At 41.4% G+C, this 24,129-nt stretch carries 23 protein-coding genes; 8 read left to right on the top strand and 15 right to left on the bottom strand.

The features are described from left to right. Window positions 1-32: 32 nt before the first annotated feature. From gatA to B9A18_RS08715, 11 genes are read right to left on the bottom strand one after another with little or no spacing between them, the layout of a single operon-like run. Window positions 33-1,487, bottom strand: a complete 1,455-nt coding sequence (gene gatA / locus B9A18_RS08765) for an Asp-tRNA(Asn)/Glu-tRNA(Gln) amidotransferase subunit GatA (RefSeq protein WP_084289107.1) — start codon at window positions 1,485-1,487, stop codon at window positions 33-35. A 41-nt stretch (window positions 1,488-1,528) separates the two neighbouring features. Next, window positions 1,529-1,729 carry a Sec-independent protein translocase subunit TatA/TatB gene (locus B9A18_RS08760; protein ID WP_084288905.1) on the bottom strand — a complete coding sequence of 67 codons (201 nt, stop codon included), beginning with the start codon at window positions 1,727-1,729 and terminating at the stop codon, window positions 1,529-1,531. Between the two features lie 11 nt (window positions 1,730-1,740). Further along, window positions 1,741-2,196: a Sec-independent protein translocase subunit TatA/TatB gene (locus B9A18_RS08755; RefSeq protein WP_084288904.1), complete on the bottom strand. Its 456-nt coding sequence runs from the start codon at window positions 2,194-2,196 to the stop codon at window positions 1,741-1,743. Window positions 2,197-2,251: 55 nt separating this feature from the next. After that, window positions 2,252-3,571, bottom strand: coding sequence for a murein hydrolase activator EnvC family protein (locus B9A18_RS08750; RefSeq protein WP_084288903.1), 1,320 nt, complete (start codon window positions 3,569-3,571; stop codon window positions 2,252-2,254). A 22-nt stretch (window positions 3,572-3,593) separates the two neighbouring features. After that, window positions 3,594-4,385, bottom strand: a complete 792-nt coding sequence (locus B9A18_RS08745) for a lipoprotein insertase outer membrane protein LolB1 (RefSeq protein ID WP_084288902.1) — start codon at window positions 4,383-4,385, stop codon at window positions 3,594-3,596. Next, window positions 4,363-5,421, bottom strand: a complete 1,059-nt coding sequence (locus tag B9A18_RS08740; RefSeq protein WP_084288901.1) for a tetratricopeptide repeat protein — start codon at window positions 5,419-5,421, stop codon at window positions 4,363-4,365. Before B9A18_RS08740 ends, B9A18_RS08745 begins: the two co-directional genes overlap by 23 nt. After that, window positions 5,422-5,853 carry a dUTP diphosphatase gene (gene dut, locus B9A18_RS08735; RefSeq protein WP_084288900.1) on the bottom strand — a complete coding sequence of 144 codons (432 nt, stop codon included), beginning with the start codon at window positions 5,851-5,853 and terminating at the stop codon, window positions 5,422-5,424. Continuing rightward, complete coding sequence (locus tag B9A18_RS08730; protein WP_084288899.1) at window positions 5,850-7,322, bottom strand: lipopolysaccharide biosynthesis protein; 1,473 nt, start codon at window positions 7,320-7,322, stop codon at window positions 5,850-5,852. Before B9A18_RS08730 ends, dut begins: the two co-directional genes overlap by 4 nt. Next, on the bottom strand, window positions 7,323-7,601 hold the full coding sequence (locus tag B9A18_RS08725) for an acylphosphatase (RefSeq protein WP_317048227.1): 279 nt from the start codon (window positions 7,599-7,601) through the stop codon (window positions 7,323-7,325). 49 nt (window positions 7,602-7,650) lie between these two features. Continuing rightward, window positions 7,651-8,598, bottom strand: coding sequence for an NAD(P)H-dependent flavin oxidoreductase (locus B9A18_RS08720; RefSeq protein ID WP_084288898.1), 948 nt, complete (start codon window positions 8,596-8,598; stop codon window positions 7,651-7,653). Window positions 8,599-8,616: 18 nt separating this feature from the next. Further along, window positions 8,617-9,795, bottom strand: a complete 1,179-nt coding sequence (locus B9A18_RS08715; RefSeq protein ID WP_084288897.1) for an amidohydrolase family protein — start codon at window positions 9,793-9,795, stop codon at window positions 8,617-8,619. 61 nt (window positions 9,796-9,856) lie between these two features. Between B9A18_RS08715 and B9A18_RS08710 the strand changes: the two genes are divergently transcribed. The 6 genes from B9A18_RS08710 (at window position 9,857) to B9A18_RS08685 (ending at window position 14,695) form a co-directional block, all read left to right on the top strand. Continuing rightward, on the top strand, window positions 9,857-10,570 hold the full coding sequence (locus tag B9A18_RS08710; protein ID WP_235005271.1) for a helix-turn-helix transcriptional regulator: 714 nt from the start codon (window positions 9,857-9,859) through the stop codon (window positions 10,568-10,570). A gap of 80 nt (window positions 10,571-10,650) precedes the next feature. Then, window positions 10,651-11,151, top strand: a complete 501-nt coding sequence (locus B9A18_RS08705) for a DinB family protein (RefSeq protein WP_084288895.1) — start codon at window positions 10,651-10,653, stop codon at window positions 11,149-11,151. Between the two features lie 89 nt (window positions 11,152-11,240). Then, window positions 11,241-11,507, top strand: coding sequence for a TFIIB-type zinc ribbon-containing protein (locus B9A18_RS08700; RefSeq protein ID WP_084288894.1), 267 nt, complete (start codon window positions 11,241-11,243; stop codon window positions 11,505-11,507). 160 nt (window positions 11,508-11,667) lie between these two features. Then, window positions 11,668-12,744: a 23S rRNA pseudouridine(2604) synthase RluF gene (gene rluF, locus B9A18_RS08695; protein WP_084288893.1), complete on the top strand. Its 1,077-nt coding sequence runs from the start codon at window positions 11,668-11,670 to the stop codon at window positions 12,742-12,744. A 158-nt stretch (window positions 12,745-12,902) separates the two neighbouring features. Continuing rightward, a complete protein-coding gene (rlmN, locus tag B9A18_RS08690) occupies window positions 12,903-13,952 on the top strand; it encodes a dual-specificity RNA methyltransferase RlmN (RefSeq protein WP_084288892.1) in 1,050 nt (349 codons plus the stop codon). A 44-nt stretch (window positions 13,953-13,996) separates the two neighbouring features. Then, window positions 13,997-14,695, top strand: a complete 699-nt coding sequence (locus B9A18_RS08685; RefSeq protein WP_084288891.1) for a ComF family protein — start codon at window positions 13,997-13,999, stop codon at window positions 14,693-14,695. 292 nt (window positions 14,696-14,987) lie between these two features. On the opposite strand, the gene B9A18_RS08680 is transcribed toward B9A18_RS08685, so the two are convergent. After that, window positions 14,988-17,381: an ATP-binding protein gene (locus B9A18_RS08680; RefSeq protein ID WP_084288890.1), complete on the bottom strand. Its 2,394-nt coding sequence runs from the start codon at window positions 17,379-17,381 to the stop codon at window positions 14,988-14,990. Continuing rightward, on the bottom strand, window positions 17,382-18,671 hold the full coding sequence (glyA, locus tag B9A18_RS08675; RefSeq protein ID WP_084288889.1) for a serine hydroxymethyltransferase: 1,290 nt from the start codon (window positions 18,669-18,671) through the stop codon (window positions 17,382-17,384). 93 nt (window positions 18,672-18,764) lie between these two features. Here glyA and dxs point away from each other — a divergent pair, with 93 nt between their 5' ends. Then, entirely contained in the window at window positions 18,765-20,693 is a 1,929-nt protein-coding gene (dxs, locus tag B9A18_RS08670; protein ID WP_084288888.1) for a 1-deoxy-D-xylulose-5-phosphate synthase, read from the top strand. 222 nt (window positions 20,694-20,915) lie between these two features. Beyond that, window positions 20,916-21,629, top strand: a complete 714-nt coding sequence (locus B9A18_RS08665; protein ID WP_084288887.1) for a BT1926 family outer membrane beta-barrel protein — start codon at window positions 20,916-20,918, stop codon at window positions 21,627-21,629. A gap of 85 nt (window positions 21,630-21,714) precedes the next feature. Here the strand turns inward: B9A18_RS08665 and B9A18_RS08660 are convergent, their stop codons facing one another. Together B9A18_RS08660 and B9A18_RS08655 are read right to left on the bottom strand one after the other, a co-directional pair. Continuing rightward, entirely contained in the window at window positions 21,715-22,746 is a 1,032-nt protein-coding gene (locus tag B9A18_RS08660; protein WP_084288886.1) for a substrate-binding domain-containing protein, read from the bottom strand. Window positions 22,747-22,765: 19 nt separating this feature from the next. Next, the gene (locus B9A18_RS08655) at window positions 22,766-24,118 is read right to left on the bottom strand and encodes an FGGY-family carbohydrate kinase (RefSeq protein WP_084289105.1); all 1,353 of its coding nucleotides are present in this window, start codon (window positions 24,116-24,118) and stop codon (window positions 22,766-22,768) included. Between the last annotated feature and the right edge of the window lie 11 nt (window positions 24,119-24,129).

The raw sequence follows: 24,129 nt of genomic DNA, 5'->3' as shown, positions 1-24,129 counted from the left end.
AACTCAGGCTACATTTAAAAAGCGGTGATGGTTTAGTTTGCCTGTTTGTTAATGGGTTCAACTTTCTCTGCGCTCAAAAAAGCATCAGACAAGGATAGCAGTTCCTGCTCTCCAAAATGACGTGCCATCAACTGGATACTTAACGGTAAACCTTGAGCATTATTGCCTAAGGGTAAGGCAATTGCCGGAATTCCTGTCAAATTAGCCAATACAGTAAATATATCAGCCATATACATGACCAAAGGATCATCAATATTTTCGCCGATATTAAAAGCCGGTGTTGGTGTTACAGGACTGATCACTACGTCAAAACTGCTCAGCATTTCTTCCATCTTCTCTCTGATCAGTCTTCTCACCTGCTGTGCCTTCTGATAATAGGCATCATAATATCCCGCACTTAGAACAAAGGTTCCCAACAAAATGCGGCGCTTCACTTCTTCTCCAAAACCTTCAGCTCTGGATTGTTTGTAAAGGTCGTTTAAACTTACTGCTTCCAGGTTACGGTGACCATAATGTACGCCATCATAACGCGATAAGTTAGAAGAAGCCTCAGCTGTAGTCAGCACGTAGTATGCAGGCACCAGGTAGTCCAATAAATCAAACGAAACATATTCAACGGTATGCCCCTGTGCTTTAAAAGCCGATATCGCGGCTAACATAGCTTCTTTTATATCTGCATCCAGTGCTTGGCTTTCCAGCGTTTCCTTCAGAACCGCGATTTTTTTAGGTGAATGATTTTTCAAGCCAGCGGAATAATCCGGCACAGCATGTTTAGAAACCGTACTATCATGCTCATCAGCTCCCGCCAAAACCTCCAGTAAAACCGCTGCATCACTTACCGAAGAAGTGATTGGGCCAACCTGGTCAAATGAGGAAGCATAAGCAATCACACCGTATCTTGAAATCCTGCCATATGTAGGCTTTAAGCCAATACATCCGCAAAAAGCTGCTGGTTGTCTTACCGAGCCACCGGTATCGGTACCCAGAGCCGACAAGCACATATCTGCCTGTACAGCGACTGCCGAACCACCCGATGAACCACCGGCTACCTTCAGGCTATCGGCTGCATTTTTAACCGGACCAAAGTAAGAAGTCTCGTTAGATCCTCCCATCGCAAATTCATCACAGTTTAATCTGCCAATAATGACAGCATCTTCACTGATTAACCGCTCTACAACAGTAGCAGAATATGGAGAAACAAACCCTTCCAGCATTTTAGATGAAGCCGTAACCACGTGATCTTTATAACAGATGTTATCTTTTATACCAATCACCATTCCGGCCAGCTTACCTGCAGTTCCATTTTCTATTTTTTCCTGTACAAGCTTAGCCTGACGGGTAGCAGAATAAAAAAACACCTCATTAAACGCATTGAGGTGTTCATGTATTTCTATTTGCTTAAAATAATAGTCCAATAGCGCTGGCAAACTGAGTTGCTTTTGCTCAATAAGGATTTGTATCTCTTTTAAGGAGTTATACTTCTTCAAAATCAAGAATACATTAAATTAAAAAAATTGGGTTCGTAAACCTACAATGGCTTATTTGTACGGTTCTGCTCAGTAGTATCATCAGCACCGTCTTTACCATCTTTGAATTCTTTAATTCCTTTTCCAAGCCCTCTCATTAGCTCAGGAATTTTTTTACCGCCAAAAAGTAATAATACAATTACTACTATGACAGCAATTTCTCCGCCGCCTAATCCAAATGCCAATATTGTTGTGTCGAACATGATATTTTTAGTTAAATTTTAGTTTTATCTGTTTCTATTGTTGTGTTATCGCTATGGTTATTCTGTGCAGTATGAATGCTCTCAACGCTTGCCACTTTCTCAGTCTGATCAACGCTTTCAACCTGACTACCGTTATCGCTGCTATGATGAGGTGTTGAACCCTCGTCGTTATAGTTTTGTCCGCCGCCTGAACTGTATTCATATGGATGGTGTCTGCTGTTATCAGCATCACTCACCATCGATTTGAAATCATTGATTTCATCTGTAACACCTACAGAGTTGATGTTCCTGTGGATCTCACGCTTCACTCCCTCAGAGGCATCCTTAAAATCTCTTAAACCTTTTCCAAGTCCTCTGGCCAATTCGGGTAATTTTTTACCTCCAAATAACAAAAGTACCACGGCAAGAATAAGCATAATCTCGCCTCCGCCCATATTTAAGAATTCAACTAATGTCCCTGTATACATCTTACTCTTTGTTTTTAACTCTGTAACACAAATATAAACATTTAATTGCAATAGTTTATTTAGCTATCCACGATGCCGGGTTTTGTGCTACTGCACCTCTATAAATCTGGAACTGAAGTTCCGGTACATCGCCCGACGAACCTACCGACCCAATATTCTGTTTTGTACTTACATCCTGCCCGGCACTTACGCTCACCGACCTTAAATTCTGGTACACAGTAAAGAACTGCCCGTGTTTAATTAACACGTAATATAAGCCCAGGGCATTCCCCACTTTACTTACTTTACCATTAAACACAGCTCTCACTGCAGCTCCTTCAGCGGTTTGTATCGTTACCCCGGCATTGTCGTAATTCGCCTGGCCTACCTTGTGCTTTCCAAAACTTTCCGTGATTGATCCGGATGTTACCGGCCATGGTAATGAGCCACGGTTACTTTCAAATGCGGCCGACAATTTTGCAGCCTCCGGAGTTGCGGCCAGATAAGTACCACTAGCTTTTGGTTTAACAGCAGCTACCGCTGCAGGTATAACTGGTGCCGGTCTGTTTTCGGCTTTAGCTTTTGCAGCAGCAGCTTCGGCCGCAGCCTTAGCCTTCGCAGCGGCTTTTGCCGCAGCTACCCTTGCCGCTTCCTCAGCACGCCTCCGTTCCAGCTCAATCTCACGCACAATCGCAGCACGGATGCTACGGTCAAGCTGTGCCTGTTGTTTTTTACGACTGGCGATATCCCGTTGGTATTGCTTTTCTTGCTTACTGTACTTGTTCAACACCGCTGATTGCGCTGTTTTATTCTTACCCAGTATATCCTTTTCGTTCTCCTGCTCATGCAAAAGACTACTCTTTTCTTTCAGGTTTTTATCCAGAATAACAATTTTGTAGTTCAGGTCTTTCTGTGTTCCCTGTATATATCCCGCCTGTTTTTTACGGTACTGTCCAAATTGCTGCAAATATTTAATCCGTTTATAGGCCTGATTAAAGTCTTTTGCCGCAAAAACAAACATCATTTTGTCGTAAGCGTTTTTATTACGTTGAGCAAACCGGATCATCGCTCCATAATCCTTTTTCAGCTTCCCCAGCTGCCCTTTCAAATTAATTACAGTATTGGTATTTTCGTGGATCTGGTTATCCAGGTTCTTGATCTCAGAGTTGATCACCGTGATCTTATTCTGCATTAAACTAATCTTAGTGTTTAATGCATTGATCTGGCCCAGGGTTAATTTTTTGTTATTTGCCGTCTTTTTTAAATTTCGCTGCAACAGCTCAATCTCTCTTTGTATGGCCTCTTTTTTTCTTTTAAGTTCCGAGCTGCTCTGGGCAGATGCAACTGATGCGGATAATATAAATAGCAGGAGGAAAAGAAATTTGCGTAGCTTCATTGGGTCAAAAGTATAAAAAAAATCAGTTTATTACTTCATACTTCCCAGGAACACTGAACGGAAAATCAAGCGGAACATTGCGCTGAACCCCAGAATACTCTAATTCAATGTTTACGATTTTAGCACCCGTCATCGAGTTTATCGTTACGCCATTGGGAAATAACGAGCCTCCCAGGTCCTGATAAGCCCCGCTATACTGAACCTTTAAAGCCTGTCCAGACCGGGTATCATTGATATTGTTTTCACTCACCTTCATCACCCCATCAAAGAGCACCTTATATGCAAGGGCTTCCTTCTCACCCTGCAGCATCCACAGTCCGTTTGTCTGCTCTATTGTAGCTTGTTCATTCAAAAAATCAGGGATCGTATTGCCGGATAAAATAGATTCCAGCCATTCAAAGCTCACCTGTTTACTGGCAAATTTATGGATATAACTAAAAGGTTGTTTTAAGTAAACGCTCTGAAAATTGTTCCGCACCTTAATGCTATCCGGAGTAATCAAGGCTCTTGCAACTTCAATCCCAGCAAGAGCAGTTACACTCACCCAGATCCGGCGCCCCTTTTCCATCCTGATATTCATTGTAGCATTGTTCTTACTCCCCCCAAAATCCAGCTTAGCTTTGGCTTTAACCGACAGGGTATTAAAAGACAAATCTTTAGATTTTAAAAGTAGAATATTCTCCGCATTCTTATTGCTCAGTTCAGTCACAACAGTCTTTGGGTTCAGCACCGCTACTTTCCTGGTTTTACAGGCTGTCATACTTACCGAAAGTAAAGCCACACACAATAAATTATTCCAAATATTTCCGCTCATTAATCTTCTTATTAAGTTTTTCCGAACCATTCCCTGCTGCTTTGGCTTTTTTCCATTGTACCAGAGCCAGCTCCCTATCCCCTTTTAAAAATAAAATATCTCCATAAAGCTCCAGGTAAACTCCATTCTCCGCATCCAGTTCCAAAGCAGATTTGGCATTTGTCAAAGCCAGATCATTTTGGTGATCCTGTTGCAGGGCTAAAGCCATAAAATAGTACAAAATGGCCTGATTAGGATATATAGATAACGCTGCATCTGCCATTTTTATGGCATCCTTATACTGTTTTAATAGTAATTGTATGTTTAAAGCCTGCTCCCAGGCCCTGTAAGACTGCTCGTTGCTTTCCAATACTGCTTTAAATTGGGTCAATGCTCCATTCAGATCGCCTTTTTTATACAAACTTTCGGCAAGCAGTATTTTTTGCTCCTCAGCAGTAGGTTCTTTAACCTGTTTAGCATCACCAATACCCTCCGAAGATAGCGCTTCCCGGCCACCCAAAGTTACCCGTCGTCTAAGTCTGGTCAATTCATCTGAAGATCCAAATTTTTTCTCCACCTCATCATAACTCTTCATCGCTTCAGCAGTTTTTCCTGCCAGCAAATAAGCATTAGACCGATCAAAATAATATTCCGGCTTCTCGGGAGAAAGCCTGATCAACTGATTTAAAACACCAGTCATAGCCAACATATCACCTTTACGCTTGTACAACTCCGCCATCAACATCCAATACCAGGTATTATTTGCCTCAATCGCAGTAGCCTTTTTAATCGCCACTTCGGCTTCATAAAGGTTATTTTGTCTGTAGTTTACCACCGCAACTTCATAGTGCACTGCAGCGTTGTTCGGATCAAGGCTCAGAATCTTATTGAAACTCTCGTTCGCCTTGCTGTAATCCTCATTTAGTTTATCACGTAAACCAGCAAAGAAAAGTACTTTTATCATGGCCGTATCTACCTTAGAAACCGCAGGCTTCTGGGCAAACAGTATCGGGCCATAGCCCAGCAACACCAGTAAAAGTACTTTATACTTCATCATTTATTTACCTGTATGTCCGTAACCACCCGCACCACGGGCGGTGTCGCTTAATTCTTCAACTGTATTCCAGGCGATGGTTTCATGCTTTGCAATCACCATCTGTGCAATCCTGTCGCCATTGTTTACTACAAAATCGGTGTCCGACAAGTTTACCAAAAGCACTTTAATTTCTCCACGGTAATCTGCATCAATGGTACCCGGCGAATTCACTATGCTAATGCCGTGCTTATAAGCCAAACCACTACGCGGACGAATCTGCGCCTCATATCCTACCGGAAGTTCAATATATAAACCTGTTGGAACCAATACACGCTGTAAAGGTTTAATCGTAATTTCAGTTTCTATAAAAGCACGCATATCCATACCTGCTGCATGAGCAGTTTCATATTGTGGTAATGGATGTCCGGAATTGTTAATGATATTTATGTTCATCGTTTTTTTAATATAAGTTTCAACTGATCTTTTTCAAAATAAACCACACCCGCTAAAAAGATCAATAGCAAGGCATTACCAATATAGATATTCCTGTTAAATACCCAAAAAGAAAGCACCACCAATACCGCCGAAACCAGCAGATAAGCAAGCATCCTTTTCAAATCATAAGGAATAGGATAATGTTTTTGTCCCAAAATATACGAAATCAGCATCATCACAAAATAAGCCAGCATAGATACCCAAGCCGAGCCCATATAACCATATTTGGGCACCAATACAATATTCAAAACTATAGTGGTTATTGCACCCACAACAGAAATATACAAGCCAAACTTTGTTTGATCAGACAATTTATACCAGATAGACAGGTTGACATAAATCCCCAGGAACACATAACCAAGCAATAAAAAAGGCACAGCGTTCAGGCCCACCCAATATTCCCGGTCAATGAAATACTTCAGGATATCAATATTTGCGATCAAGCCAACAAAAATAACGGCCAGGGTAATGACGAAATAATTCAAAATCATCGCATAGGTTTGTTTGGCATTTGCACTTTTAGCGTGACTAAAAAAGAAAGGTTCTGCTCCTAATCTGAATGCCGTGATAAACAAACTTAAAAACACTGCAATTTTACAAACGGCGCCATAAATCCCCAGATTATATTCAGAAACCCCCAGCTGGGTAATGATCATTTTATCCAGATTTTCATTCACCACAAAAGAAAGGTTAGCCACCAAAACAGGCCATGAATAGGAAACCATTTTACCAAAAAGTTCCTTATCAAACTTAAACTGCAGCTTCATCAATTCAGGCAAAAGCAAAATCAAAGTCAGCACGCTTGCTATCAGATTTGAAATAAAAACATATCCAACCCATTCGGTCCTGTACCATAAACCAAGCCATTCCCCTATTGGGCCGCCAAATTTAATGATGGCAGGAACGCCAAATAAAAAGAGTAAGTTGAAGCCAATAAAGCTGCCAATATTCAGGAATTTGATCAGACTATACCGCATCGGACGCCCATCAGCCCTAACCTTGGCAAATGGAATTACGCAGATCGCATCTATAAAAAGTAACCACACAAAATAGTGTACGTACTTTTTATAATCGGCCATTTCCTCAGGTCCGCTGGCAAAATAGGCAGCAATGGGCGAAGAAAAAATGATACCCGATATTAAAAAGAGTGTTGCGATAAGGGCTACACAGAAAAATGTATTGTTGTAAACCTCTTGTTTTTTATCTTCATGCTTATTCAGGTACCTGAAAAATGTGCTTTCCATACCAAAAGCAAGAATGGCATTGATCATAGATGCCGAAGCATACATCTTTGTAAAGATCCCATATACACCCGGCTGAAATACATCGGTAAAAAGTGGCGTAAGTATGAAATTGAATAGCCTGGAAACTACTGTAGTAACACCATATATAGCTGTCTGTCCAAGAAATCTCTTTATTGATGACATCTATTTCTTAATGATTTCAAAGTTCTGATAGTTTTTGACAGATCCCGGGGTAATCTCTACATTTTCAATCTTAGCGCGGTCTGTCCCCTCATTGCACCAATCCGTAAAGACTTCCAGTAAGGTATCATCCCCTTCGGCCTCTATGTAAACGCTGCCGTCCACTTCATTTTTAATCATCCCTCTAATCCCCATCTGGTCGGCAACTACCTTAGTAACAGCCCTGAAAGATACGCCTTGCACTTTCCCAGTAATCTTAATTTGTATATGTTTTATCTCCATTGTTCATTTTCTAATTGTGCAAAAATACCTTTCCAAACGGCATCACTCCTTAGAGTTTCAAATTGCAAAGCCTCTCTTTTTCCTGCAAAAACGCTTCCCAAATCCCGTTCAATATTTCCGCAGCAGGCTTTATCTCATTTAACATCGCTGATACCTGACCGATCTCCAGCTCTCCCTGTTCCATATCCCCCTCAAACATACCTAATTTAGAACGGGCTCTACCTAAAATACGCTCCAGTGTTTCCGCATCAGCACCCTTAGCCTCAGCTTCTGCTACTGCATCAGCAAACTCATTTTTAAGTAAACGCACCGGAACCAGTTTCTTCAGGCTCAGCTTTGTATCGCCTTCACCAGCATCTACAATCTTTTCTTTAAAATGAGGATGAGCCGACGACTCTTCCGAAACCGCAAATGCCGAACCTACCTGAACCCCATCAGCGCCCAGCGCCATCGCCGCCAGCATTGCTCTTCCGCTTCCAATCCCTCCGGCTGCAATAACAGGTATTTTAACCGCATCCCGTATCATCGGAATCAGGCACATTGTGGTCGTCTCCTCCCTTCCATTATGCCCTCCGGCTTCAAAGCCTTCAGCCACAATCGCATCAACCCCACAGGATTCTGCTTTTAAAGCAAATTTTGTATTGGCAATTACATGCACTACAATGATGCCCTTTTCTTTTAAAAAGCTTGTCCAGGTAGCCGGATTCCCCGCCGAACTAAACACGATGCGAACCTCCTCCTCAACGATAATCTCTATAATCTCCTTTATGTTGGGATAAAGCAAAGGTACATTTACCGCGAATGGTTTTGTTGTGGCCAACTTACATTTTCTGATATGGCCGCGTAAAACCTCAGGATACATGGAGCCGGCACCAATAATCCCCAAACCACCTGCATTAGAAACTGCCGAAGCCAATCGCCAGCCACTGCACCATACCATTCCAGCCTGTACAACCGGATATTCTATTCCAAATAGTTCAGTAATCTTATTCGCCATATTATATAAGTAAGTACGTTAAAACAAACGTTTTATCTTATTATTCAAAACTACTTTACCATTTTCTTCTTTAAAGCCAAGCAAGTTTATGCCCGGATGCTTACCTGGTTCAAAACTACCAAAGCGATCTGCGATACCTAAAAATTCAGCGCCGTTAAAAGTACCCCATTTTACCAATTCCTCCACAGGAACATCAAATCGCTCCTGCAACAGAGTCATCTCCGAAAGGATGCTTAAGGCATCATTACTCGCCAGGCTATCCGTTCCAAGCGTAATTTTCAGGTCTGCCGCCCTCAACATATCTACATCAGGCAGCATATCTTCTATGTATAAATTTGCATTCGGACATAAGCACCAATACAAATTGGGATGAATGTCTTCAGCAAATGCTACATCTGCAGCAGAAGTATGCGTATTGTGTACCAGTAAGGTTCTCACATCCTTTGGCAGCAAAGGCAAATAAGTTTGCAAAGAGGTTTTCCCTGAAGGTTGATAAAACTCAACATCCTGTCCAAGAAATTTAAAGAGGTTTAAAAAATCCCCTGTTTTCTCTTCAAAAAAAGCATTCTCATCAGCAGTTTCCTGGTTATGTATGGTCAGCGGACCTTTTTCGGCTCCGGCATATTCGCCCAGGGCCTGAAACAATTCAGGTGATACTGAATATGGCGCATGAGGTACAATAGAAACCGGCAATGCACCAAAATCCTGTTTAAACTGCTCCGCCCTTTTCATGGCATCATCAGCCACTTCAGGATTAAAGCCCATTATTTCTAAAAAAGTATGGTAATAAACCGGCGTACTTATTTTCAGCGACCTTGAGATCAACTGATTGGAAATATCGCCAACAGCTACAATTCCATTCTCATACATCTCTATATCAGCCTTTAAAATGGCCAGGTTCAATTCATATTCGTCCGAAGTCCGCAACTTAATTACCGATTTAACAAAATCAGGCAAACCTGTATGTCGCTGAATCTTACCTCTCAGGTTAGACAATTCAATATGGCAATGGGTATTTACAAATCCGGGAACCAGAATGCCATCATGGTATTCAATATCCTTGATTTGCTTTTCCTTTGCTTCCTGCGCTGTATAAATAGCTTGAATCACTCCGGTCGAATCAATTGCAAGCACCCCGTTTTTTATAGGCGCAGCAACCACTGGGTAAACATACGCTGCTGATATGTGAGAAATCATACGCAAATAAAAGATTTTTCCACCTAAAAACTACTATTTCCTCTTAGCCGGTTACATTTGTATGAAGATAACCTTTCAAATTCAGATGAACAGAATAGACCGCCTTTTTGGAATACTTTTACTACTGCAAACCAAGAAATATATTTCCGCAGAGAAAATCTCAGAACAGTTTCAAATCAGCACGCGAACTGTGTATCGGGATATCAAGGCATTGCTGGAGCAAGGGGTCCCTATCAGTTTCGAACAACCGAAAGGTTATTACATTGTACAAGGTTATTTCCTCCCGCCTGTTTCATTCAATTCGGAGGAAGCGAATGCCTTATTAATTATGGAACGACTTGTTGCTGGTTTCACCGACCAATCGATTACGACCCATTACAACACCGCTTTAAATAAAGTAAAAGCCGTATTAAAACATTCTCAAAAGGAAAAACTGGAGTTTTTAAACAACAACATCAAACTGCAGTTACCTGAATCCATCAAGAATGAATTTGACCATTTATCGCCTTTGCAAAATGCCATTTCTGCACAATCAATTATTGAAATCGCTTATGCCAACTATAATGCCGAGGGCAGTAAACGTGAGGTGGAGCCTATTGGACTAATTTTTTATGCCTTCAACTGGCATCTGATTGCCTGGTGTCACCTACGCAATGAATACCGCGACTTTAGGGTTTCAAGAATCATTCATGTCAAAACGCTTGACCTCCCTTTCCGAAAAACCGCGCATATTTCACTAAATGAATACATAAAACTGTTACCGGTAAATTATTAATTCCTATCTAAAAACAGACTGCCATAGGGTTGTCAGTCGCCCATGTTTTCTTTGTCTTACAAAAACAAACGAAGAAAATTATGAACAGAATCAGCATGTACTTAGAGGAGTTGGAAAAAGAAGCAGTAACTACCCGCAAAATGTTAGAGCGCGTACCAACCGAAAAATTTGACTGGCAGTTGCACCCAAAAAGCATGAGTATCAAAAGACTGGCCACCCATATTGCCGAATTGCCATCATGGGTTACTATGGCCCTAAATACTGATGAGCTGGATTTCGAAAACAACCCCTACATCCCTGAAGATCTGAACACTAAAGAGGAACTACTAGCCTATTTCGAGCGATCACTTGCTGATGGAAAAGCAGAACTCAAACCCGAAAACGAATCCAAACTGGATAACCTGTGGGTATTAAGGAAAGGTGATCAGATTTACAGCAAAGAACCAAAAGCATCAATTATAAGAATGAGCCTTAGCCAAATTATTCATCATAGGGCCCAACTCGGCGTTTGCCTGCGTATGCTCAACATTCCTATACCGGGCAGTTATGGGCCTAGTGCCGATGAAACTGAGATGTCTTAATTATATCATTGTTGATACGCAGACATTAAAGTGCCGAATTTTTCGTTACATAGCATTAATTATATCTGATAACTAATTTTGAAAGAATTATGAAATGTCCTTCATGTAACGAAACCCTATTAATGAGCGAAAAAAGCGGTGTTGAAATTGATTATTGTCCTAATTGCCGCGGAATCTGGCTGGATCGCGGAGAGTTGGAGAAAATCATAGCGCATTCAGCAAATCACTATTCCAAAAAGGAAAACTACGACAGCGACTATAAACGCTATGATAATAAAGACCACGACGATGATTACTACAAAAGGAATCCACACAAAAAGAAGAAGTCGTTTTTAAGCGAGTTTTTCGATTTCTAAATCAGGGCAAGAATTGATTTAAGATTTCCCACCCTGTTTGACATAAAAATTACCTTCTTTGAGGAGACCTGAGGCGCTTTTCTTTTTCAGAAAAGATGCCAGGCTCTGAAAAGAATGGTTATTTTTATCGTTCTTTGTAAATTAATAAATACCCATATTCATGTCTGACTCTACCACACGGTTAAATAAATACATTAGTGAAAGCGGTTTATGCTCAAGAAGAGCGGCCGACAGATATATTGAGCAAGGAAATGTAATTATCAATGGCAGAAAAGCTAAAGTAGGCGATAAGGTATATTTTGGCGATATCGTAACCGTAAACGGCCAAACAATAGAACCAAAAGAAGTTGAAAACTCTATCCTGATCGCTTATAACAAACCAGTAGGCATCACCAGTACTACAGAGGCCGGTGTTAAAAGCAATATGGTTGATCATGTGAACCATAGCGAAAGAGTATTCCCTATCGGACGTTTGGATAAAGACTCTCAAGGGTTGATCTTCCTGACTAATAATGGCGACCTGGTGAATAAAATTCTAAGAGCCGGCAACAATCACGAAAAAGAATATGTCGTTACTGTAAATAAACCAATTACTGAGGCTTTCCTGACTGGCATGGCCAAGGGTGTTCCGGTATTGGGTGTAATGACAAAAAAATGCAAAGTAAAACAAGAGAGTACATTTGTATTTAGAATCATATTGATCCAGGGTCTTAACCGTCAGATCAGAAGAATGTGCGAGCATTTCGGATTTGAGGTAACCAAACTGGAGCGTGTACGCATCATGAACGTTAGCTTAAAGGGCATTCCTGTTGGCGAATGGCGTGAACTTACCAATGAAGAACAAACTGAAATCTATAACCTGGTTGCAAAATCAAGCGCTTCGGAAGCCGCATCTGCACCGAAACGTGTGAATAAAAAACCTAAAGCTCAGGCTGAAGAAGATTTCTCGGAAAATGTTACTCCTGGAAGATCCGGAGGCAGAGCCGGCGGACCAAAAGCTTCAGGCAGAGGCCCGGCAGGTAAAAGACCAGGAAAAGCAGCACCAGCTTCAGTAACCCGTGATGAACGTGCGGCTGGAGGTAAAGGCAAATCATTCGGTAAAACTCCGGCAGCCAAAAAGCCAGGCACAGGAGGAAACGATTGGTTTAAAGCCGGTGGTCCAAGCAGAAGACCGGTTAAACCGGGTAGCGGAAGATCAGGCACTCCTGGGGCTAAAACCAGAAGCCCAAAACGCTAATCCAATTATATATCCCTAATTCTTTCCCCTCTGATCTCATCGTCCCGGGCTTAATAAATCAGTAATGCGTACGCAAAATACTGACTTACAAACCTCTGCGAATCAAAATGAGCCCAGCATGACGGGGAAAGCATATTTTTTTGATACCTTTGCGCCCAATGTCTGCAACAAATAAAATAGATATCCGTTCATTGGATCTTCCCCAGCTACAACAGCACTTTACAGCGATGAGTGAACCTGCCTATAGGGCAAAACAGGTTTACCAATGGCTTTGGGAAAAATCGGCACGTTCTTTTGCCGAAATGAGCAACCTTTCTAAAGACCTTAGGAATAAACTGGATGAGAACTATGCCATCAATGTGGTAGAAGTAAACAATTCACAGTTCAGCAACGACCATACCATCAAAAATGCCTTCAGATTATATGACGGCAATATTGTGGAGGGTGTTTTGATTCCTATGGACGACCGCATGACAGCTTGTGTAAGCTCTCAGGTTGGCTGTAGCTTAACCTGTAAGTTTTGTGCAACAGGTTATATGGATCGTAAAAGAAATCTGAATGCAGACGAGATTTATGATCAGGTTGTACTTATTGATCAGCAGGCGAAGAAAAACTACAATGCTCCCCTTACCAATATCGTTTATATGGGTATGGGCGAACCATTGCTAAATTACGCCAACGTAATGAAATCCATTGAGCGCATTACTGCTCCCGATGGATTGAACATGTCATACAAACGGATAACAGTTTCCACAGCAGGTATTTCGAAAATGATCAAGAAGCTGGCAGATGATGGTGCGAAGTTTAATCTGGCCCTATCCTTACACGCAGCGAACGACAAGAAGCGTAATGAAATTATGCCAATCAATGAGCACAATTCGTTAAAGGCCCTTTCAGAGTCATTAAAGTATTATTTCGCTAAGACCAAAAATCCGGTAACCTACGAATACATCGTTTTCAACCATTTTAACGATGAAATTGAGGATGCAATGGAACTGGCTAAGTTCTGTAAACATATCCCTTGTAAGGTAAACCTGATTGAATATAACCCTATTCAATTTGCTGATTTCCTTAATGCCGATGGCGACAAAATCGATGCTTTTTCTGATTACCTGAAAAGTCAGGGTATCACCACCAACATCAGACGTAGTCGCGGTAAAGATATTGACGCAGCGTGCGGACAACTTGCCGTTAAAGAGCAAAACTAGCGCTTTTTTACCAGCCTTACGTTAAAACAACATAGATTGACAGCATGATGCTGTTCAAATGTTTATTAGGGGATCTGTTTGGCCTCCTATTTCCCGATCTGTGTTGCGGATGCGGAAACTACCTATACCAGGCTGAAAGGCAGTTATGCACGGTATGCCTTCATCAACTGCCCTATACCGACCATCACCTTCACGCAGCGAATAAAGCAGCCAGACAGCTATGGGGCCGCCTGCCCTGCAATGCAGTGCTGTCGCTCCTTTATTTTAAAAAGGGCAGCCGTACCCAAAGCATCATCCATCATTTGAAATATAAAGGCCGCAAAGATCTGGGCGTAAAGCTAGGCAACATGATTGCTCAAAAATTGCTGATGAGCGCTGCATATGAAGGCATAGACCTGATCATCCCTGTGCCATTGCACCTGAGTAGGGAACGCCGGCGGGGTTATAACCAGAGCTTATGCATAGCCGAAGGCATTGCAGCCGTATTAAAAGTACCGGTAAACACCAATAGCTTAATCAGAAAAAAGATAACGGCCAGTCAGACGAAAAAAAGCAGGTATAACCGCTTTGAGAACATGCAACAGGTATTTTCTGTCGCAGATAAACAAATACTAAATGACAAACACATTTTACTGGTTGATGATGTAATTACAACAGGCGCTACCCTCGAAGCTTGCGGAATGGTACTATTTGAAAACAACATCAGTAAGCTCAGCATCGCTACCGTTGCCTTCGCCGAATAAAACCACCGTAATTCATCATAGCTAGATAGCTATTACAAAAAATATTGATAAAAAAACTTCAAAAATATTTTGCAATTCAAAAATATTTCCCATCTTTGTTGTGAGAGCGTTAATTTAAGGGTCGATAATCCATTCTATGGATTTTCGGCCCTTTATCTTTTAAGCCCTATCAGGCAAAAATCTGCTACCAGATTCCCCAAAACCACACAAGTATAACAATACAAACAGCAGTGAACCTGGCTTGCGAGTTCTTGAATACAAGAATCCGTTAATGCTACCTGAAAAATATTGCTTACAAATGCACAGACAGCAGATTTCTGATATCATCAGGTTTAAAAGGCTTTAAAATATGGCCATTCATCCCCGAATCTTTAAATTTATTGTGTTCGTTATGCAAGATCGATGCCGTTAAGGCTATGATAGGAACATTTCTGAAATAATCGCCCGGTATATTTCTTATGCTACGTGTTGCTTCAAACCCGTCCATACCAGGCATTTTGATGTCCATAAAAACCAGGTCGTAAATATCCTGCTGAATTTTTTCTATGGCTTCTTCTCCGGTAAAGGCAAAATCTATATGCAGGCCAAGATTACCTAGTATACGTCTGGCAATTAGTAAATTAATCTCATTGTCATCCACGATCAATATTCTCTTACCGTTAAATACAGCAGACTGCACTGCTGGTGGAAATTCCGGATAAGCGGCCAGTGCTGTCCCAAAGTTAAGCGTAAAAGAAAAAGATGTCCCTACCCCTTCTGAGCTGCAAACCTGAATTTCGGAATGATACAACTCCAACAACTTTTTAGTAATCGCCAATCCCAGTCCTGTACCTCCGTACTTCCTCGAAATATCAGTTTTAGCCTGGGTAAAAGTCTCAAAGATATAATTTAGCTTATCTTCAGGGATACCAATACCATTATCCGTAACATCGAAATGGATTTCAACATGCTCCTCATGTAAAGCTATAAGATTCAGCTTTAAACTGATTTTGCCACCATCGGTAAACTTAATTGCATTCCCCAATAAATTCATCAGGATCTGGTATAATCTGGTCTTATCACCCTGCACCAACTCAGGGATCTGATCGTCATACAATAGCTCCAGCTGATCGTTCTTCTTACCCGCATTAACACTTAATGAGGTTATGATATCGCTTGTGAGCGCCTTTAAACTAAAAGGAAACGACTCTAGCTGCAGATTTCCTGTTTCTATTTTTGTAAAATCAAGGATATCATTAATAATGTTCAACAGGTTCTCTCCGGAAAATTTAAGAATGTTTAAATCCTCTACTTGAGATGGCTTAGGATCATTTTCAATCAGCAGATGGGTTATTCCAATCACTGCATTCAACGGAGTTCTGATCTCGTGGCTCATCACCGAAAGAAACATTTCCTTAGCTTCACTCAGCTGTAAAGCCTGCTCCTTTGCTTCTACCATCTCACGTTCTACCTGCTTACGCTGGGTAATGTCGGTAATCAGGTCAATCTGCCTTTCCAGATTACCATTCGCATCGATGATGGGCGTATTTGAAACCGCAAGCCACACAGGCGTCCCATCTTTCTTTGCGGCCTGCACTTCTATGGAGTAGGCCTGCTTATTTTGTGCCCGCGCTCTTGATTCGGTTATCAGCAACCGCTGGGCGTCATCAATCTCCGTACTCAATATATCACCAAGTCTTTTCCCCTGAAGTTCCGTTATCGAATAGCCGATCAATTGCTCCAGCGAATGATTAACCCATGTGGTATAGCCCTTGGCATCAGAAATATTCACACCTGTATTGGTTTCGCTGGCCACCAGGGATAATACCTGCAATTCGGATTCTACCTTCTTATTGTCGGTAATATCTCTACCATAAGTATACCAGCGACTGTTTTTAGTCACCATTGTCCAGCTGATCCACCTGATTACTCCGGTCTTACTTACAATTCTGAAGTCGATCAAAAATTGCTTAGTCCCTTTTCTAAGTCCACACTCAATGGTTTCCACCACCAGGTCCAGATCATCTCTATGGCAGAACCCCCACATGTTCAGACCTATTGCTTCTTGAACACTATATTCCAGAATATTTGTAACGGAATCATTAATAAACAACACTTTACCCTGGCTATCCAGAATGCAATGTATTTCAGGAGATACGGCAGAAATGTCAAGGAGTTCCTCAAAACGATGGGTTTTGGCGGCAAGTTGCTCCGTTTTTGTTTTCAGCGAAATATGCATCATCACCTCTTTAGCGAGCGTTTCCAGACCTTCTTTCTGGTTATCACTAAACTGTCGGGGTACGACATCAAAAACGCATACTGTGCCCAGCTTAAAACCGTTCTCATCGATCAACAAGGCGCCGGCATAAGATCTCACATGAGGTTCTTCTATTACGGAGGGGTGATTTTTAAACCTGTCATCAACCAGGGCATCATATACTTCGAATACACCATCACCGAGGATGGTATGTTCACAAAAGGATATTCCGCGGGGGATTTCATTGAAAGTAATCCCTATTAAAGATTTAAACCAGACCCGGTCTTCATCAACCAATGCAATTAATGCGATGGGTGCGCTGCATATCAATGATGCTAATTTGGCAATATTATCGAATTGATGCTCTGGAGTATCAAGGATGTTATGGCCATGTAACGCATTTACACGCTTATTCTCATTGGTTGATGAATGCGGATCTTCTGTTAACATTTAGCTTTTTAAAGCCGTTTCTTTATATAGTGGGAAACGACTAACTAAACTTATCACTTTTTCTTTTACTTCTGCTAAATTATTTTCATCTTCTGCGTTAGTAATCACCTGATCAATCAGATCAACGATTTCTGCCATCTCCGTTTCTTTAAAGCCACGGCTGGTGATCGCTGCTGTACCAACTCTAATTCCTGACGTTACAAATGGAGATTTGTCATCAAAAGGAACCATATTTTTATTCACCGTAATGTCTGCTTTTTCCAACGCGGCTTCTGCAACTTTACCAGTGATATTTTTATTACGCAAATCAATCAGCATCAAGTGATTGTCAGTACCACCAGATACAAGATCATATCCTTTTGCTACAAACGCTTTAGCCATAGCCGCTGCATTTTCCTTAACCTGAGCGATATACGTTGCGTATTCTTCGCTTAAAGCTTCGCCAAATGCAATTGCTTTGGCAGCAATAATGTGCTCTAACGGGCCACCCTGAGTTCCAGGAAAAACAGCCATGTCTAAGAGAGCAGACATCATTTTAGTTTCTCCTTTAGGTGTTTTTAAACCAAATGGGTTTTCAAAATCTTTACCCATCATGATCATACCACCACGAGGACCACGTAAAGTTTTATGTGTTGTTGTGGTTACGATATGACAATGAGGAAGTGGATCTGTTAATAATCCATGAGCAATTAAGCCTGATGGGTGAGAAATATCAGCCAAAACCAATGCCCCAATTTTATCGGCTACCTGACGGATAAATTTATAATCCCAGTCGCGAGAATAAGCAGATGCACCGCAAATGATTAATTTAGGACGTTCTTCGAAAGCTATCTCTTCTAATTTAGCGTAATCGATCAAACCGTCTTCTTTTTTTACACCGTAAAATAACGGACGATACAATTTTCCGGAAAAGTTAACCGGAGAACCATGAGTTAAGTGGCCACCATGTGACAAGTCAAAACCAAGAATTTTATCTCCTGCGTTAAGTACTGCAAGCATTACTGCAGCATTTGCCTGAGCGCCTGAATGCGGTTGTACGTTTACCCATTCTGCACCAAAAAGTTCTTTAGCACGATCAATTGCAAGTTTTTCGATCTTATCAACTACCTCGCATCCACCATAATACCTTTTACCAGGCAAGCCTTCAGCGTATTTATTGGTTAAACAAGAACCTGCAGCTTCCATCACCTGTTTGCTTACAAAGTTTTCTGACGCGATCAGTTCCAGACCATTCTCCTGACGGGCCAATTCTTTGTCAATCAAATCAAAAATTAATGTATCTCTAGTCATTTATCAATGTATTTTTTTGTAAAATTAGCGATTTTCCTTCTTAGTTTAATAACAAAATACCTTACTTTGTACTTTCTATTCTATAAAGCCTGCATGGAAGATATTAAAGGTCCGTTATTACCCAACATAAATTATCCTGTTGATTTAAAGCGGTATAAAGAACAAGACTTAGAGCAAATAGCCCAGGAGCTACGTCAGTATATCATTGACGTGGTGAGTGTGAATGGGGGACATTTTTCGTCCAGTCTTGGTGTTGTTGAGTTAACTGTTGCTTTACATTATGTATTAAACACCCCTTACGACAAGCTGGTATGGGATGTAGGGCACCAGGCCTACGGTCATAAAATATTAACCGGAAGGAAGTCGGTATTTCATACCAACCGCATCATAAATGGAATCAGCGGATTCCCTAAAATCAGCGAAAGCGAATACGATACATTTGGTGTAGGACACTCTTCTACATCAATTTCTGCGGCATTAGGTATGGCTGTAGCTTCACATTACAAGGGAGAAACAGACCGCCAGCACGTTGCAGTAATTGGAGATGGCGCTATGACGGCCGGACTTGCCTTTGAAGGTTTAAATCACGCAGGGATTGAGAATTCAAACCTATTGGTGATTTTGAACGACAACTGCATGTCTATCGACCCTAACGTTGGCGCTTTAAAGGAATATTTAACAAACATCACCACTTCAAAATCTTACAACCGCTTCAGGGACGACATTTCGAATGTACTGATCAAGCTTTCTGAGCTTGGCCCCAATGCGCACAATTTTGTTAAGAAAATTGAGAAAAGCATAAAAGGCACCTTACTGCACCAAAGTAATTTATTTGAAGCACTGAACTTCAGGTATTTCGGTCCGGTTGACGGGCACGACGTACAACGTCTGGCTCAGGTAATCAGGGATTTAAAAGATATTCCCGGCCCTAAGCTTTTACACTGTGTGACTTTAAAAGGTAAGGGCTTTGCGCTGGCCGAAAAAGACCAGACCAAATGGCATGCGCCGGGTTTGTTCGATAAGATCACAGGTGAGATTAAAAAATCAGTATCAGATAAGCCGCAGGCACCTAAATACCAGGATGTTTTTGGACATACCCTGGTTGAGTTGGCTGAAGCAAATAAAAATATTGTAGGTATTACTCCTGCTATGCCTTCAGGTTCATCGATGAACATCATGATGAAGGCGATGCCAAACCGCGCATTTGATGTGGGGATTGCAGAGCAACATGCCGTAACCTTCTCGGCTGGCTTAGCTACTCAGGGATTGGTTCCCTTTTGTAACATCTATTCCAGCTTTATGCAAAGGGCATACGATCAGGTGATCCATGATGTGGCCATACAAAACCTTAATGTAGTGTTTTGCCTTGACCGTGCCGGTGTTGCCGGTTCTGATGGCGCTACACATCACGGGGCGTACGACCTTGCCTATATGCGTTGCATTCCAAACATGACGGTTGCAGCACCTATGAACGAAGAAGAGTTACGTAACCTGATGTATACCGGACAGCTCGAAAATGCAGGTCCGTTCTCTATCCGCTACCCTCGTGGAACTGGAGTCATGCCAGATTGGAAACGTCCGTTTAAAGCCATTGAAGTAGGTAAAGGCAGAAAGATCTGTGACGGTGAAGATGTAGCCATATTAACCATTGGCCATGTTGGAAATTTCGCTGTTGAAGCCTGCAAAGAGCTAAACAGCGAGGGAATCCATCCCGCACACTTTGATATGCGTTTTGTGAAGCCTATAGACGAGGCACTGTTACATGATGTATTTACACGCTACAAGCATGTAGTAACCGTTGAAGATGGTTGCATACAAGGCGGAATGGGAAGCGCTGTACTCGAGTTTATGGCTGATCATAAATACAATGCTCAGGTCATCAGATTAGGCATCCCTGATGAGTTTATAGAACATGGCGAACAACCTGAATTATGGGCGCTTTGTGGCTATGATACCAATGCCATCATCACAACTATAAAGAAAATTGCAGTAAGCAGAAAAACAGCTACTATCGCATCATAATTAACAATATTAACCCTATAAAGAAATGGCCAAACCTCACAGTCTGGCCATTTTTTTATGTGCAAAAATCTTTGTAAATGGGTTGCTCAATGCCCATAAATTCATCAGTCAGCAAATCAAGGCGTTAGCCTAAAACCCAATTGTAATGACATTCGATTGACATTTTTGAATGTATTAAGGCTAATTTTGCGGCCATATTATTTATAAAAAACACAAATACTAATGAAAAAATTATTACTATCATTAAGCGTTGCTATGTTAGGTTTAGCAGCTCAAGCACAAGATTTCAAACCAGCTAAAGGTGATGTTACTACTGAATTTGGTTTAACAGGTGGTATCAACGATACAAACTTCGAATTAAACGATGGCGCTGGTTTATTGCGTTTCCGTTATTTCCACAAAGAAAACTTAGCTTTCCGTTTAGGCTTTAACGTAGGTTCTTCAACTGATAAAGGTAACGCTTATGGCCTTATCGGAACTCCTAATGCAGACAAAACAGGTTCTGCTAAAAGAACTGAAACTCAGTTTTTGATCAACTTAGGTGTTGAGAAACACTTTGCAGGTACTGATCGTTTATCTCCATATGTAGGTGCTGATTTCCTTATCGGTGGATCATCAACTAAAACTACTTACGAAAATGCAACAGGTGCAGTTGCTGCGCCAGTATATGCTGACGGTGTAAGCAGCGAAACAAAAGGTCCAGGTAGCACTATTTTTGGTCTACGTGGTGTTGTAGGTGCTGATTACTATATCGCTAAGCGTTTATACTTAGGTGCTGAAGCTGGTTTCGGTTTCGCATATGAAAAAGACGGTGAAACTACTGTAACCAACACAGCTGCTGGAACTACAACTACTGTTACTCACAAATCTGCTGGAAACAGCTTTGATCTGAGCCCAAGTGTTATCACTGGTGTTCGTATCGGTTTCGTATTCTAATAAAATGCTGATTTAATCAGCATTGCAATAAAAAAACGGCCTGTAATCATGATTAATGATACAGGCCGTTTTTCTTAAACCGAATCTATAAAGAGGCACGAAGGGTTAAATGAAAAGGCACCTCCTGGTGCGCTTTAGAGTTCTCCAGGATAAGATTGGCTGCCATCTCACCCATCTGTCTGAAATCTGTTGAGACAGTCGTAATGCCATTCAAAATGATCTTCTTTAAAGGTGTTTCATTGTAAGAAATCACCCCCACATCTTTACCCAGCTTTAGCTTAAGGTTAACGAGTCGCTCGATCAATATCACCAGATCATCTTCCATAAGATTGATATAAACCTCTCCCTCTCCAATTTCTTCAGTAAGAATCTGGTTTACGACTTTTGATGTAAATGCATATTGTTGACAAAAACGATAAAATCCTTTTAAAATCTCCATCGGATAATAACTTCGCTTTGGCATAATGATCTTAATGGTATGGTATTTACTCAAATGCTCACGGGCCTGCTCAAGTGCATTGTAAATATCGTTCTCGAAGTCCTCATACACGGCTGCATATTCACCGGTTACCCCAGGTACCAGCTTATCGAGCATCACCAGCTTCTCTTTAGGAATCTGATTAATCACTTCATGCACCATGTCATGCCCCTCCATGAAATGAGGAATAATCACATAATGCGAATAATCCTCCTTCTTATTAGAGAGCAGCTTTTTAAAGAGGTTAAAATCGTTGTTATAAATGTAAAAATCAACGGCAACGTGATCACCTAAAGCCTTAATAAAGGCATCGTAAATGATTTTCTTATGCGCGCTTAGCTTATTAAAAAGTAGAAAGATCTTAAGCGTTCGTCTGAAATCCGTACTGATGATGTAATACCCTTTACCAGGCACCGAGCCTACCACCCCAATCTTTTTAAGGTATTTGTACCCCTTTTCGGCAGTATCCCTGGAAATATCCAGTTCACAACTCAATTCATTAATAGAAGGCAGCAGGTAGTCGTTCTGAATCTTGCCGGATTCTATCGCACTAAGAATAGAGTTAGTTAACTGCAAGTACTTTGGCGTTGATGAATACTCATCTACATGGATGTAATCAAAAAATTTCACCGGCTTCATCGGGTTAATATAGGAGTAATTAGTTTAAAACCGTTCCTCCTGCATAATATTTTAGCTCAATAATATCGTTAGGCAAGGGCTTGGTATTCCATGATTTATGGATAGCCAGGGCTGCTCCAACGGCTGTAGCCTGCGCCATGTAAGCTGCAAACACCTCCAGTTCGGGAAAAGCCATCGCCAATAAGTTCATAAATATGGCATTCTTGCTAAAGCCCCCATCTACAAATATCCGTTTCACCGCAGTTCCATCCAGCACCCTTTTGGTAGAAATGTATTGCTGATTCACCAGATCTAAGATGAGCTGATGATAAGCCATCACATCCGTAGCATAAGCATTAAGGTTGCGTTTTGCAAACTCCTCCTCTTTACCCATCTGCTGAAGTTCTTCAATAATTTTAGGATCAAAAGGCACTGAGCGGTAAGCAATCACATCTGTACCGAAATGAGCGGCAATGCGTTTCACCTGCTGTTCGTGCTCGTATCCGGAAAAAAGACGCGAAGCTTTCACGGGCTTCCCTTCGTATTGCAAATAGCACAGACAATCATGCTCCAGTTCATCTGCTGTAAGCGGACTGGAATTAAAAGGATTTAAACTAATGCACCAGGTTCCGGTCGACAACAGCACAAAAGGCTCATGAAAGTTAACCAGGTAAGGTACTAAAGCCGCCGAGCTATCATGAACACCAGGGCCAACCGCATAATTATTGCCCGGAAAGGCTGCCGGAATCACACTATCAGCCGCAACTATCGGTGCCAGTTTCTCCGCTATACCTTCCTTTTTAACCCATTCATGATAATCATTTTTAGTAAAATCCCATAAATTGGTATGGCATCCTATACTGGTAATATCCGAATAGGCCTCACCTGAAATCAGGTAACTCAAATACTGAGGCAGATGAAGTGCATACTTTATTTGCGCAAACAGCTCCGGCTTTTCGTACTTTATACGGTACAACTGCATTCCTGAATTTAGGCTGCCTAAAACAGGAGATGCAGTCCGGTTAGAAAACTCGGCTGCTCCCCCATAAGTATTGTAAAATTGTTCCTTTAAATCTTCCGGATAGGCTTTAAGGTAATTATACAGTGGCGCTAATGGTTTCCCATCCTCATCAATGTATACAAAGCTGGCCCCATAAGTAGCAAAATTGATGGATTTAACCTCAAAAGCAGGGTTTTTGAATACTTCCCTAAGGGAATCAAAAATAGACAACCGCAGACTTTCCAGATTTTCGCAGGGATCCCCGTCTTCATCAACAGTCTCCAGGAACCGCGCAGATCTTTCGAAAACAATTTTATACTGCTCATCAAAAAGGAACAGTTTTTTATTGGTTTTACCCACATCAAACACAGCTATTACGGGAGTCGGCTTCATCTTTAATTCCA

Origin of the sequence: Pedobacter nyackensis, assembly GCF_900176505.1 — a bacterium.
Classification (GTDB): domain Bacteria; phylum Bacteroidota; class Bacteroidia; order Sphingobacteriales; family Sphingobacteriaceae; genus Pedobacter; species Pedobacter nyackensis.
This window is presented reverse-complemented; position numbering and strand designations above follow the sequence as displayed.